A 14,710-nucleotide genomic window follows, 5' to 3' on the forward strand; every position below is an offset into this window, starting at 1 on the left:
GCCTCTTAGCAGTTGTCCAATTTAATTATGCCACTATAGTTGATTCACTATAAAATAAATACAGCGATACGGGTTACATTTTGCGCCGCCTCTGTCTGAGCAGGCACAGCAAGCAAGAAAAACGTAACCCATATCGCGTAGTTGTACCTCTTTTATTTAGGACTGACTATACATATCGACCTATCCCTACAAATTAACATTAGAGCTGCTTCCTTAGAGCTATATAGGCAGTGTGTGGTAATACTCGTTAAGGCAAACAAAGGCATTACCGTTACTTTAAGTCTTATCTATAAGCGTTATAGAGATAAACAGCTTCTTTGTGAATGATTAACATGAGCTAGTCACCAAAAAAAACCTCGTCATCATTGAGAATATAGTAAAAACTGTGTAATTCTATGACTGACTGACTGAACACCCCATAAAAACTATGTTTTTGGGGTGTTTTTATTTTTACACACTATGTAATTTTGTGTGTAAAAATAAAAGCGGTTAATCAGGGCGCGAGGGCAGAACATCATGCCCCCAACGCTGAGGGCGCGAATCTCCACAGTGCTAGTTTAAGGTTGAGTGGGATTGGGTCAATCACTTCGATAGATGACTGTGGTCGAGGTATCGCGCAAGAAACCCCGCTGCAATAGCAAAGTTGGAGGGTACGCTAATAGGCTTCGCCTTCTCTGCTTCAGCGTGGCAGCGAGGATAGAAGGTTATTCATCCGCGTGGAGGCAGAATTGCCGATGGTGATGGCTGATCGAATGAGGTTAGAGTCACCCATGAGTACAAGCTCTTCGGATGGCCGTGTAACTGCCGTGTAGAGCAGTGATTGGTCGGTCATTCTACCCGCATAGTTCGGCAGCATCAGAATGCATTTGGGCCACTGTGATCCTTGGGACTTATGGATTGTGATGGCATATCCGAGGTCGATACTGTCGATAGTATCATCAGTAATATCGACCAATTTACCATCGATCTGCATGACTCCGTAGGCACCATCCTTTGGGCTATCGTACACCTCCGTTATCTCGCCTAAATCACCGTTGCGAATATCGGCATCATAATCATTGCGAGTCACCATAATTCGGTCGCCCAGCCTAAGCTTTGTACCGCTACTCGTGATCCACGGAATCCAATCCATGAATGGGTCTTTGTAGTGGAGTTCTTGTGGCTCAAATTCATCAAATTGAGCTTGGATGAGCTTGTTGATCTCGTTAACGCCAAGTGGCCCTTTGCGGGTCGGCGTTAGCACGATGCAGTCAGCAGGATTGCTCGTCTTTTTGAACTCATCCAATATCGCATCGTAGCTGGACTCAGGTGTGTACCTAGTGTCTCCCGACGCACTGTTCAATAGCTTGCGGTCTATGCGGCCACTTCGTATCGCGGTCGCTAGTTGATGAATACCACTCTGGTCACCTTGGCGCTTTACCTGTGTTAGCTCAAATACGGGTAAGGTACTGTCCATTGCCGCGTGAAATATCAGGCCACCACCGACAGGTGGAAGCTGTGAAACATCACCCACCATTATGATTCTGGTAGCGTACGGAAGCAGGCCAACAATCTTGTATGCTGATGTAAGGTCAACCATTGATGCCTCATCAATGACCAACAAGACATGATCTTCAACTTGAGGCTTTTTCTCTCTGAGATGATCTGAAATGAATTTAGCAATGGTTTGAGCCTCGCGACCTGTACTTTCAGCCATGCGTTGCGCGGCTCGACCCGATAAAGCAAGTTGGTATTGAGCAATCCCAGTGGAGAGCTGGTCATAGATCGAAAGCAAGGCGAGGAGGATTGTAGTCTTGCCTGTTCCTGCGCCCCCTGAAATGATCGCCACTGGCGATTTAACAGCCCCCATGACAGCCTCACGTTGTTCGGCAGTCATACGAAAAGGCAGCGAGCCTTCAAACGACTGAAGCGCCGCCTCAATGCGCTCATCTGTCAGATCGTTTTCCCATTCAGCGAGTAGCGACCCTGAACCTTTCGAGCGCTCATTGCACTTGGTTAAAAACCGCCCGACAGTGCGCTCTTGGATGGCAGCGCCAAGGCTCTGAAAACCTCCATCAACTGGTAGTAGAGAGCCATGCTTTAATGCTGCCTCAACGGTGTCCTGAGACTCAAAATTGTTCGTGCTACAGATCCTATCCGCTAGGGTCAGCAATTCCTGTTCAGGAATCACGGTTGAACCTGTCTCAAAACAGTATTTAACCGCAACCTGTTCAGCGACAGCTGCCAGAATACGACTCGTGGGGACATTAAGCTTTGTGCGTTTAATCAGTTTAAGAGTGTCTTTGAGTGACACGCCAAATGCAGTCAGAATGAGAGGGTCTTCTGATAAGGTTTTAACAGGGTTCTCGTAGACCCTAGCTAAACTTTGCGCGAGTGAAAGTGGCAGCTTTGATTCCTGCAACCACTCTAAAGCCGCATAGAAGCCCTCTGAGGGCCACTTTTTGATGATTAGCTGTACTGAGTCGGTTGATATGCCAGCAACGCTTGAAAGCGCCTCTACGTCCTTGCTACGTACTTTTTCATTCAGATCGGGAAACTGACGTACTAACCTGCTGGCTTTAACATCACCAACGCCTTCAATATTTGATGCGATCCAGCGCACCAACAGCTCACCTGAGGGACGAAGAAACTCAGCTTTTTTAACCTTCAGGTAGCGTTCGGTAATCTCATGGTCGCCTGCCTTAAACGTGCTCGTTTTGATTTGACCATCAACCTTCCAGACCGTGCCAATTTCGGCTGTATCAATAAAACGTTTAGGGAACGTTAGGCAGAGCGTGTGCAAGCGCCTGATAATCGATCCATCATCAGCGATCTCCCAAGCAGTCCGAACGCCCGATCTGCGAATCTTGGCGATCTGAACCCGCATCATCGAGGCTGATACCCCGTTTCTAGCAATACGTCTCTCATGGCTGCGTACCTCTCATTCTCTCGTTTGAGCTGAGCGTTTTCTGCCTTGAGCTTAGCGATCTGATCCATAAGCTTACTGATCTCTGCGTTGGTGTTAGCCACCTTTTTCTCGGAGCGTTCACGGGCTGCTTTATGCGCTTTCGTGTCAGCTTCTTTCTCACCAAACCATCGCTTGTCTGCCTCTTCAATCAAGGTGCGAATCTGACCATTTGACCCGAAGCTTGAGCGTGAAATATTCAGTTCAGCAAACAGGGCTGACCGATTCACAATACCTCGACGCTCATACTCACCGTAATCGCCCGAAGCATCTCGATCGGCAATCCACTGCTTCACAGCGAGGAGGTTCTCTTGACCTTTATCTTTGCCGTTACTCATCCACTTCACCGAGCAATTTTCTAAGGCCCGTTAGGAAACCGCGTGGCAGTATTTCGTTGCCGTATTCATCCTTTACTTGCCCTAGATCGTTAGCATTAAAGTCGAATTTTTCTAGCCATTCATCAGAGCAGACAGTTCGCAGAGCTTTAATCTCATTGTCAGAGCAGACCCCTTTTAAGGAAGGCAGTAGCTCTACACGTGCTTCGCTATTCGATTCTGTGAAGGTCGTAGGGCGCTTATCAATAATGATCTGGGTTTGGTTCTTCAGCATGTTCGCCTCGCTTTTGTAGCGATCACGCTCACGGATAATCTGACCGAACAAAGCGCGTACCGCTGTATCATCAATGCGCTCCAATAGCTGATAATCTTGCCCAGATTTCTTAGCGGGAATAGAAGGTGGCTTCTTGGTTGTTGTTTGGGCTTTAGCTGCCCAAGCTTCAATCAAGTCACGGTAATGCATATTCGCGGTAGCACGTATCGATTGGTATCCGACTCCCCCTTTCTCTTCAGAGATGCGGCCTATTGTGGTGATTGAGAAGTCACGTCTTCCTGAATCAAAATAGTCCTTTAAGACCGTGTTCAGCCCCTCAAGTGACCGCTGAGTTTTCGGCGTTCGTCCATCCTTTAACGTGTCTAAAACGCTCTCAATATCAATCGTCATCAGTCACCTCTGCAAGCGAAATTCGTTTTGATACACCTGCCGCGAGGGTTAGCGGTGTGATCTTTTGCAGCTCATCAAACCCGGCCTCGATAAGGCGAGCATCCATTAAATATTCTTGGGCTTCGATGTAGTTTGCAGCTATTCGGTAGCCCTCTAACTTGTCATCTGGATTAGCGATCTGCGCCATCTTTCGCATCAGCGCGTTACCCGCGATAAGCTGTGCGTTTTCGTCCATCTCTAGGAAAACAGGTTTATAACCTTGGCGAGCCATCATGCGGCTTAACGCATTGGTGCGCTTGGCAATCGCTGGAGTCTTTCTTAAGTCATCGTGTATGTCAGGATGGAACTCTGCATCCTCGCAGAGTAATGACAGGTGAAGCAGCTCGGATTCCGTTTCGATGAACTTCATGCTGACGTTTAGATCATCGGCACTCCCAACGGCAATGATCTTCTGACAATCATCGTCATCTTCGCGTTGTTTCTCGATCTCTATGATGCGATTGATGAGGTTGAATGTAGCGATATAATCCTTGGCAAACTCATCGGCTAAGACGCGTTGTTTCTCATAACGGCGCTCTAACGCTTGCAACTCGCTATGCTCTAGAAATGGCTGGTCTGCCTCTTCTGTGAGATACAACTCATCCTTTAGCGCTTCTAATTGACACTCTATCTCAACGGCCAATTCTGCGGCTTGGTGCGCCTTGTAACTTAACTGATTAAAGCGTGAATTGAGTGCAGGTAAGTAACTCGCATCCGTAATATGCCAGCGACAGCGGATACAGTTTTCAGGGCCGTTTGGAACCGCGCCATAAACTCTCTGTTCCCCGTTGTTGGAACCCTTAATCATTGGCCCACCATTCCAGCACCCACCCACTGTAGATACCTCGTCGGAGCGAACAGAATTGCCGCCCACAAGGCACAAGCCTGTTGCTCTCTCTTCCCAGCCGATGGGGTTGCGATTCGCCAATGCTGCTTCAACCGAATTGTGCTGATCGGAATGGAAAGCCGTTCGGAGCTTGATTTGATTCATCTCGGCATCAGCTAGAAAATTGCGCAACCCATCGGGTTCTTTCTCCACCAAGGACGTGTCGGCCTCTTTCATCTTCTGAGCCATTACAGAGGGTGTTATCTTGTTGTAGTAGATAGTCATCAACAAGCGCGTATGGCCTGCGAGCAATTTAGAGATGACAGGTAGTGGCAGATTGGTATCCATGGTGTAGCAGGTAATCAAGGACACACGCAGGCTGTGTAGTGGGTATTCTGTCGCAGCTTTAGTGGCTTCATGTCTCTTATAATCATCGCCATAGTCTTGAACAAAGCGAAGACGGTCACCGTTTGATAGCGTTTGACCGCTAGCAAAAACATATTCTTCTAGCTGAGAGAGGAGTCGATACCATGGATTTGATATATCCCTTTTACTTATGCAGTAGCGCGAATTACGTGCCCTGAACAGAAAGGCGAACTCACCTATATCTTGAAGCTGCTTTTGGGATTTTGTAGCACCTGTGTGGACAGTTTTCAGCTCTGTTCCCTCCGTCAGGCAGTCAATAGGGTTGTACTTCTCTTGCCAATTGCGCAGTTTCTCTAACCAGTAGAGCAGCTCTTCATGCTCCCAAGGAATGGTATAGCCGCGTTGTACCTCATCTTTGTTTTGATCGGCGGTTTTGTTGGTTGAGATATATAAACCTGTTGAATAGGACTCACTCATCGAGTCGAAAATGCGCTTAAACACCCCCTTTTGATAGGGGCGCTTGGTCGAACCATATTTGAACGCGTGTTTGGTGTTTTCAATCCACTGACCCTGCTCATATCGCCACGTATCCCCCTCGCCAGAGTCCAAGAATCGTACTTGGAATGAACGCAACGGCAAGTGAAGTTTGGTGAACAGAAACATCACCATCACAGGCGACCAGATCTCGTGAATGGTCACTTGTTTTTTATTTCGACTCACCTCGCGGGTACGCGAAATACAGTCTGGATCGGCTGTATCAATGACGGCTGGATCGACTTCCATCCATGCCAAATCACCACTCTGAAGGTGGTCAATTGCCCAGTGCCAGTCAGAGAAGTTCTGGCCTTTCCACGGCTTTTTGTCGTATGAAATATTGGCTGGATAAGGGCAAAGTATCTGCCGTAGTTGTTGGATGTAGCGGTAAGGCAAGGGACTATGAACCGTTTCGGTGTTTGACGTTACAGTCTTAATCTTTTCAAAGGGATTGCTGAACAGAGCGACCTTTTTGCCATTATCATCCTCCTCCCAAAGGTGGTGAGTGAGAATGAAGTCGCACAGATTAACTACATAGGTAGTGTACTTAGAGTTGTTCGCGCTGCTGCCTTTTTCAATGAGGTAGGCATTAAACTCCTCACTTGAAACGATGTGGCCACTAGAGTGACCTTCAAACAGGAGTACGACGTCTTTGGCATACGTCACTTTCTCACTAAGATAGACTATGAAATGCCTAATTCCCTCTAATTTTTTACCAATACCAGAGTTTTCAGCAGCGAGCCATTCAGCCGCATACTGCTGCCACTGAAGCCAGTCATCTCCTAGCTCTCTGATGATCCAGCTCAGCGTCATGTCGTTTGTGTAGCCTTTACCGTTGAACTTCTTAGTCATGACCAGTGCTTACTTAATTTCGGGTTCTTACCTGTGAAATAACCATCAGGATCGATATCCTCGAACCCGTGTTCTGCGAGGGTCTTCCAGTCAAACGCGGCGCTTGATGTCGAAGCATCGGAGCCGATTTGTAATTGCTGTGATGCCTTAGAGAGCGCTTGCGATACCTGAGTGCTTGAGGGCAGTGTATAAACAACCTGTGATTCAAGACTTTTATGGTGCATGCATTTCTTCATAAAGAGCGGATCGATACCTGCTGTCTGAAGTCTGCGTCCGTAATTGTGACGATGCCCATGGGGAGCTAGCCCCTCGGCTTTGTTTGGCTCAAGATCTATCCGTTTAAGTGCGGCAGCATAGCTTCTATTAAAAGCGTTGAAAGTGTAGGGGTTGCCCAAGTAACGCGAATCGAAACTGATAAATGCATAGTCATGGTGACAGGGAATAGCGGCCCTGTAGACAAGGTACTGCTGCCACAAGGCCATGAATACCTTGGCGTAATCTTGTGGAAAAAAATACGCCTCTAGATAGCCATCTTTATGATCAACCACCCTCGACTTCCAACCTAAATGCTGAGTGCCTTGCAGATTTTCGCGAGGTGCGCGTGCGTAACGCTCTTTTAGGTAGGCTTTGCGAGTTGCAGACCCCTTACGAGGCTTCCATTCATTAGGGGCTTTACCCTCAGTCTCATTATAAATTCGGACGATAGCTTTATCGGGATCATTAGGGTCTTCAAATACGTCTGTCACCCAAAGCAACAATGCCTCGCTGCGCCTGAAACCTGCTCCATGCATAAGCAACGCTATCAATTTATCTCGCAGTGCTACACGAATATCTTTCGCTCCACCGAACCCTTGCAGGAATAACGCTTCCCACTTTGCTGCTGGAAATGCAATGGCATCATCCTCAGTTTTGGCGAGAGGTGTGCGACCCTTGATGCTTCGAGCGCGTTTAACCGTTGTGTTGATCGATTTGTCTTTGATGTGGCCTAGAAAGTCGTCTTGATTCCGTCTAAACCAAGCGGCGTACTGGATTCTCTCCTCATGGCGAGAGGCAGTACGAAGCGAATTAACCTGCTGCCCTTGGCCTTTATCAGCCATCCAGTTTGTGAAATTTGTTAAGTGGCCGATATGCCGAGACACGGTACCTATGGAAGCAGGAATCCAATACAAGCCTGAGGGATCAAGCCCGTTTTCATTCACAGTCCCGCTATACAGCCGCCTAACGAACACAGAAAACGTTTCCTCTGGATCAGCGAACATCGACTTATTCGCCTCCAAGAATTCGATCAGCAGGATAATCGATTGGATGTGTTTATCGATTGTAGAAATTGATGTGCCGCTCAGGTGTAAACTCAGTACGTAGTCAGTCACTGATTCGAGAACGCCTTCATCAGTCAGGATGACAGGAATCTCGGTTGCTACACCGCTATTGTCCTGCACAATCTTTGCAATAACTTTCGTTGCTATCATTTCCATTCCTACATAAATTACATAAATTATAGTATTTACCTTTATAAAAATCAAGCAAAAAATAACCCCCGTAAAGGAGGTTATTATCAGAATTACACACTTTTAGGTACTATACGAACAATAATGACGAGGTTTTTTTGTTACGACAAGATAAATTATCAGCTTACTGATTTATGTTTAGTTCCATCTCTTTATATTTTGCAGAGACAGAAGGTCTTGGACCACCAGTCATAATACTAACGGCAAAGATAGCGATAGTGCTTAATATAAAGCCTGGAACGATAGCATATAACCAGCTGTTAAGTGCCGTACCATTGACTTCGAAAGGACCATAAATCCACAAAATGACAGTCAATGCGCCAATGACCATACCAGCAACAGCACCGTTACGGTTCATACCACGCCATGTTAGGCTGAAGATAACCAATGGCCCAAAGGCTGCACCAAATCCTGCCCATGCATTAGAAACCAAGTTCAATACAGAGCTTTCTGGATTAGACGCTAGCATAATAGCAACGATAGCAACGATGATAACTGATATACGGCCTACCAATACTTGACGAGCTTCTGGTGCTTCTCTATCAAAGAATAATTTATATACATCTTTGGTTAGTGAGCTTGATACTACTAATAATTGCGATGAGATAGTACTCATGATGGCTGCTAAAATAGCTGCTAATAGGAAGCCTGATACTAGTGGGTGGAATAAAAACTGCGTAAATACTAGAAAAATAGTTTCAGGATCATCTAGTGTCATAGCAGTCTTTTGTACATAGGCGCGACCAGCAAAACCAGTCATTAGTGAACCAACAAGACTGACAACCATCCAGCTCATACCAATATTACGTGCAGTAGGTACGTCTTTAACTGAGCGAATTGCCATAAAGCGTACGATAATATGTGGCTGACCGAAATAGCCTAAACCCCATGCCATTAGAGAGATAATACCAATAACACTCATACCACTAGTAACGTTCAGTAAGTTTGGATCGATATTTCTAACTGCCTCAGTAGTGGCTGAAATACCATCTAAGTCAGTAAACGCAACGACAGGAACAATCACCATCGCAAATAGCATGATGACACCTTGCACAAAATCGGTCATTGAAACAGCTAAGAAGCCACCGAATAAAGTGTATGCGACAACCACACCTGCGGTGACCCAAAGGCCTGTACTGTAAGATAGGTTCAGCGAACTTTCAAAGAGTTTACCACCACCGACTAAGCTAGCTGCGGTATAAACAGTAAAGAATAAAATGATGACGAGTGCAGAAATAACACGCAACATGTGCGACTTGTCTTCGAATCGGTTGGCGAAATAATCAGGCAAGGTAATAGCGTTGTCAGCGACTTCGGTATAAACACGAAGGCGTGGTGCTACGATAAGATAGTTCAATAATGCGCCAAGTGTTAAACCAAGGGCAATCCAGATACTGACCACACCATCGGCAAACATATAACCGGGTAGACCAAGTAATAACCAACCTGACATATCTGAGGCACCTGCCGACAGCGCTGTTACGGCTGGTCCTAAATTACGTCCTCCTAACATATAGCCTTCAGTGTCATTGGCTTGCTTAAAGTAAGCATAAACGCCAATCCCTATCATCACTAAAAAATAAGCGCCAAGTGATATTAGCACGCCACTAGAAACTCCGTTCATATAAATGTTCCTTAACCAACAGTGTTGGCTGTAATTATTTTAACTCTAAAAATTAAGTTTTCGTAAGAAGATGTCCTAAACAATATCTAAAGAAAAAAAGCCATTAAGTAGGACATAATGGCTTTTATTCAATATTTGCTGTTAGTTTTATATGATTGATGCTGTTCTGGGGCTAATACCAATTGAGCAATACTCTGAAAGCGATAAAAATTCGCACTTTTCTTTATCTGTGTTAATTTCTCGCAGTTGCTAGTTATATATCAATATAAACCGCCTGTATAACCAATCATTTAAAACCATCAAAGCTACTATTAAACATCATATATTACTAAAAATGTTCGATGTGATTACTATCAGTATCTTTACGGTAAGTTTTTGTTATAGAGACAATCTTAAAGCTATTATAGCGTATGAGTGCCAAAAATGCGAATAGCGCCCTTTTTGTGCTGAAAAATCATTGCACAATCGTTATAAATCAGGCGTGTTTAATATTCATTAATAAACACTTCTGATCATTAAAACGTTTTTATATAAGGCGTAAAATGACGGTGATGCGTGAGCTTTAACGAGATTAAAATGCGACTCTTATATAAATCTAGGAGACAGTTTTAACATCAGATCACAGAGGTATTTTTACCATTTTAATGTATTAAACATAGACGTTTAAAACAACAGGCCCTACTGCTTCTGATGTCAAACTGTCTAAAACTAGCCTCTACTAGCTTCTATCAGTGCCATGCTCGAAAGATCGAGCACAGTTTAGTAACTTTTACTCAATAGGTGCGAGCAAATCTAGTAGCGCTGTTACACTACTAGATTGTGTTAGTTTTGGATTGATAACCACGCCTAGGTGGCGTTGTAATTCAATATTGTCAGCCATGTCAATACGTTCTAAATCTTGACTAACCATAGTTTGTGGTAATACTGACCAACCAAGTCCAACAGAAACCAACATACGAATAGACTCAAGAGGGTTAGTGCTCATGGTGGCATAAGGTTTTAGATTGTGCTTAGCAAATTCAGCCAATGTAATTTGACTGGTAAAGGTATTGGCAGATGGCAAAATAGCAGGATAGCGTGCTAATTGTTCTAAGGTGACATTAGATTTCGTTGCTAGAGGTGATAACGTACCCGTCATAAAGTAGAGAGGGTCTGACCATAGGGTGTGATAAGTTAAACGCTTATCGTAAACAGGTGGTAACGTGACAAAGGCCAATGATAAATCACCGTCTAATACAGCTTTGTGTGCGGCTTCTGAATCGACAAAATGAACCTCTAACTGCACTGCAGGGTAGGCTTGTATAAAGTGTTTGAGTACAGGTGCTAGATGATGTAAACCTATGTGATGGCTAGTACCAATGACCAGTTTTCCAGACACGATATGTTGAGAATGTTGTAGGTTGATTTTAAAATTCTCATAATCTTCTAACCAACGCTTAGCGTGTGGTAGCATCTCATTAGCAGCTTGGGTCGGCACGATCCCGCGGCCTACTGTATCAAACAGGGTAATATCAAATTCATCTTCCAAATTTTTGATGCGTTTACTGACAGCAGGCTGAGTGATAAACAGCTTTTCTGCGGCGCCAGAAATACTGCCTGTATGCATAACGGTGACGAATGTCGTTAAGTTTGTGGTGTTCAAGAGGATGTCCTTAGCTACTTAGCGAGCTATAAATAAAAGTTGCCTGACCTAATCATAATGTATTAGAAATAAAAGTTTGCGTCTGGTTAAAAATCATCAATTATTATTATAGGATTAGCCTGCTATAATCACAAGACATCAAAACATATTTATTATATTAACTTGATAAATTGTAGTATAAAGCTTGTTTTAATAGGCGATTGCAACAATAAATATAAATAATCGGTATTTTGTGTTCAGTAGGTTCTAATAGACATAGACGACAAAATGTCACTAAACGGTTATAAATAGATATAAAACTTCTTGTTTACTATTGTGTAAGCCATCGAAAATTAAGTAGCTAGCAAACAATAAAGGATAGCAATATGGCCAGTCAGACGTTATATGACAAACTTTGGAACGCTCACGAAGTCACCAAACGTGATGATGGTTCGAGCCTGATTTATATCGATCGTCACTTACTGCATGAAGTGACCAGTCCGCAAGCATTTGAAGGCTTGCAACTGGCTAATAGAGCGCCATGGCGTTTATCTGCCAATATCGCTAGCCCTGATCATAATGTACCAACGGTGTCTAAAGAACGTCTAGAAGGCGTGTCTGGTATCAAAGACAAAGTCTCGCGTTTGCAAGTAGTTACCTTAGATGATAACTGTGACAAATTTGATATTGCTGAATTTACTATTAACGATGCGCGTCAAGGTATCTTGCATGTTGTCGGTCCTGAGCAAGGTTTAGTATTGCCAGGTATGACCGTTGTTTGCGGTGACTCGCATACGGCCACTCATGGCGCACTTGGTTGCTTGGCACATGGTATCGGTACGTCTGAAGTTGAGCATGTATTGGCAACTCAGTGTTTGATTCAAAAGAAATCAAAAAACATGCAGATTCGTGTCACGGGTGAGCTTGGTGCAGGCGTGACCTCAAAAGACGTGGTATTGGCTATCATTGCAAAAATTGGTACGGCTGGTGGCACAGGCTATGCGATTGAATTTGCAGGGCAGGTATTTGAACAAATGAGCATGGAAGGACGCATGACCGTCTGTAACATGGCGATTGAAGCGGGCGCACGCGTGGGTATGGTTGCTGTCGATGATATCACTATCGATTATGTTAAAGGTCGTCCGTATGCACCAACTGATGAACAATGGCAACAAGCCGAACAGTACTGGCGTACCTTGTATTCAGATGCTGATGCTGTATTTGATAGTGTGGTTGAGATTGACGGTAGCGAAATTGCCCCACAAGTATCTTGGGGTACGTCACCTGAAATGGTTGTTGATATTACACAATCAGTGCCAACTCCTGATCAAGCATCGGATGAAGCACAAGAAGAAGGTTGGTTACGTGCTTATACCTATATGGGCCTAGAGGCTGGTCAGAAAATCACGGATATCCAACTAGATCGTATCTTTATTGGTTCGTGCACCAACTCACGTATTGAAGATTTGCGTGATGCAGCCGCCGTAATCAAAGGCCGTAAAGTGGCTGATAATATTAAAGAAGCCATTGTAGTGGCGGGTTCCGGGCAAGTGAAATTACAAGCAGAAGCGGAAGGGCTTGATACCTTGTTTACTGAAGCTGGGTTTGAATGGCGCGAGCCGGGTTGCTCGATGTGTCTTGCCATGAATGCCGATAAACTTGAGCCACAAGAGCATTGTGCTTCTACGTCTAACCGTAACTTTGAAGGTCGTCAGGGTAATGGTGGTCGTACGCATTTGGTTAGTCCAGCGATGGCAGCGGCAGCCGCATTGGCAGGTCACTTTGTAGATGTGCGGACATTTTAAAACGACTATGCATCAACAAAAATATCATTTATAGGAAATTTTATGCAAGCATATAACACCCAAACTGGTATCGTTTGCCCATTAGATCGTGCAAACGTTGATACTGATCAAATTATCGCAAAACAGTTTTTAAAATCTATTAAGCGCACAGGTTTTGGCGTCAACTTATTCGATGACTGGCGTTATCTTGATGAAGGTTATCCGGGTCAAGACAATAGTACACGAGTGATTAACCCAGACTTTGTCTTGAATAAACCGCGTTATCAAGGTGCTACTATATTACTAGCACGTCGCAATTTCGGTTGTGGCTCTAGCCGTGAGCACGCACCTTGGGCATTGTCTGAATACGGTTTTCGTACAGTAATTGCACCTAGCTTCGCTGATATCTTTTATAACAATTGCTTCAAAAATGGCATGTTGCCAATTGTATTGGCTGAAGATATCGTTGATACATTGATGAAAGCTACTATAGCTAACGAAGGCTATGAATTGACTGCAGATCTTGAGCGTCAAGTTGTTATTACGCCAACGGGTGAAGAGTATGCATTTGAAGTGGATGATTTTCGTAAGCATTGCTTACTAAATGGTCTAGATGACATTGGTCTTACTTTGCAGCAAAGCGATGTTATCAAAAACTATGAGCAAGAAATGATGCAAAAAACGCCTTGGATATTCAACGAGGTACGCGCCTAAACGAAAGATCTATAGGTTATTGCTCATAAAATTAATGAACAGTAGTAATGGAACGTTGAGTTATGGTGGCGAACTGGCTAAAATGAAGTATGGTTTTTCAAAGTATTTTATTGTTTCTCTTATGAATAGTAGCCGTCATTATGAATAAAAAACGTTATGTTTTATGGACAAGTAGCATTGTTGCTGCAAGCTTATGGTTGTCAGGCTGTCAGCTCTTGACTGGCTATCAGAAAATAGATGAGGCAGAAAGCGCTACAGCGTGGGCAGGCAAAATCCAACCTATCACTGGCGAAGTAAATATAGCTTGTATAGGTACTTACCACTGTGAAATTGCACGTATCGATAAGGTGCCAGTGATTGCAGCTGATACCCATGAGCCTATTAATCCTGCTATGCTCGTTGCAATGACTACTGTGAATGGCAAGGAAGCAGGTTATATTGGTAGTAATCGTGTGCAAGCAACCATGAAAATGGACATGACGCCGATTACTAAGAACAATGAGATAAAAATTGTACCCTTATCTGCTTCAGGCATGGCTGGGCTCACCAATTACTATGCACGGCTCAAGCCTGCCAAACGAGAGGTGCAAGTTAATTTCTATCCAGAGAACAATCTGGGCTATGTTGAACGGTTTGCAATGATTCACGATTTTGTTGACGCTGATACTTATCAGCTGCGAGCTTATCAAAAGAAATCTAGTGAAAGTTCAGGTAGCTTGTTAGATACCGCGTCACCAGAGCCCTTATGTGTTGAATTGTATCAAGGAAATAAAGTACAGCGCCGTTTTTGTAAAGAGTTGGGTAGCGAACATCAAGGCGAGTTTGTAGAAACCGGTACGATTAAGGTGAAATCTAAAGGTACGAAGACTAAAGTATAAAAAACAACTTATAAAAAACAA

General features: G+C 44.2%; 10 protein-coding genes. 3 read left to right on the top strand and 7 right to left on the bottom strand.

Annotated elements, in window-relative coordinates:
* Positions 1 to 679 precede the first annotated feature (679 nt).
* From ACT3RN_RS10325 to ACT3RN_RS10355, 7 genes are all read right to left on the bottom strand, one after another.
* The gene (locus ACT3RN_RS10325) at positions 680 to 2,869 is read right to left on the bottom strand and encodes an ATP-dependent DNA helicase (RefSeq protein ID WP_192992288.1); all 2,190 of its coding nucleotides are present in this window, start codon (positions 2,867 to 2,869) and stop codon (positions 680 to 682) included.
* Positions 2,866 to 3,282: a DUF6262 family protein gene (locus ACT3RN_RS10330; RefSeq protein WP_192992287.1), complete on the bottom strand. Its 417-nt coding sequence runs from the start codon at positions 3,280 to 3,282 to the stop codon at positions 2,866 to 2,868. Before ACT3RN_RS10330 ends, ACT3RN_RS10325 begins: the two co-directional genes overlap by 4 nt.
* Positions 3,275 to 3,943 (bottom strand): gamma-mobile-trio protein GmtX, encoded by a 669-nt coding sequence (gene gmtX, locus ACT3RN_RS10335; protein WP_192992286.1) that lies wholly within the window; start codon positions 3,941 to 3,943, stop codon positions 3,275 to 3,277. Before gmtX ends, ACT3RN_RS10330 begins: the two co-directional genes overlap by 8 nt.
* Positions 3,933 to 6,560, bottom strand: coding sequence for a gamma-mobile-trio integrase GmtZ (gene gmtZ, locus ACT3RN_RS10340; RefSeq protein ID WP_192992285.1), 2,628 nt, complete (start codon positions 6,558 to 6,560; stop codon positions 3,933 to 3,935). Before gmtZ ends, gmtX begins: the two co-directional genes overlap by 11 nt.
* Entirely contained in the window at positions 6,557 to 8,029 is a 1,473-nt protein-coding gene (gene gmtY, locus ACT3RN_RS10345) for a gamma-mobile-trio recombinase GmtY (protein WP_192992284.1), read from the bottom strand. Before gmtY ends, gmtZ begins: the two co-directional genes overlap by 4 nt.
* A 163-nt stretch (positions 8,030 to 8,192) precedes the next feature.
* The gene (gene putP, locus ACT3RN_RS10350; protein WP_192520461.1) at positions 8,193 to 9,692 is read right to left on the bottom strand and encodes a sodium/proline symporter PutP; all 1,500 of its coding nucleotides are present in this window, start codon (positions 9,690 to 9,692) and stop codon (positions 8,193 to 8,195) included.
* Between the two features lie 769 nt (positions 9,693 to 10,461).
* Positions 10,462 to 11,334, bottom strand: a complete 873-nt coding sequence (locus ACT3RN_RS10355; protein ID WP_192520460.1) for a LysR family transcriptional regulator — start codon at positions 11,332 to 11,334, stop codon at positions 10,462 to 10,464.
* A 365-nt stretch (positions 11,335 to 11,699) separates the two neighbouring features.
* On the opposite strand from ACT3RN_RS10355, the gene leuC reads away from it, so the two are divergent.
* From leuC to ACT3RN_RS10370, 3 genes are all read left to right on the top strand, one after another.
* The gene (leuC, locus tag ACT3RN_RS10360) at positions 11,700 to 13,118 is read left to right on the top strand and encodes a 3-isopropylmalate dehydratase large subunit (protein ID WP_192520459.1); all 1,419 of its coding nucleotides are present in this window, start codon (positions 11,700 to 11,702) and stop codon (positions 13,116 to 13,118) included.
* A gap of 42 nt (positions 13,119 to 13,160) precedes the next feature.
* Complete coding sequence (gene leuD / locus ACT3RN_RS10365; protein WP_192520458.1) at positions 13,161 to 13,811, top strand: 3-isopropylmalate dehydratase small subunit; 651 nt, start codon at positions 13,161 to 13,163, stop codon at positions 13,809 to 13,811.
* 140 nt (positions 13,812 to 13,951) lie between these two features.
* Entirely contained in the window at positions 13,952 to 14,689 is a 738-nt protein-coding gene (locus ACT3RN_RS10370) for a hypothetical protein (RefSeq protein ID WP_192520457.1), read from the top strand.
* The last annotated feature ends 21 nt before the right edge of the window (positions 14,690 to 14,710 follow it).

Source organism: Psychrobacter sp. AOP5-GZ1-6 (assembly GCF_052376345.1).
Taxonomy (GTDB): domain Bacteria; phylum Pseudomonadota; class Gammaproteobacteria; order Pseudomonadales; family Moraxellaceae; genus Psychrobacter.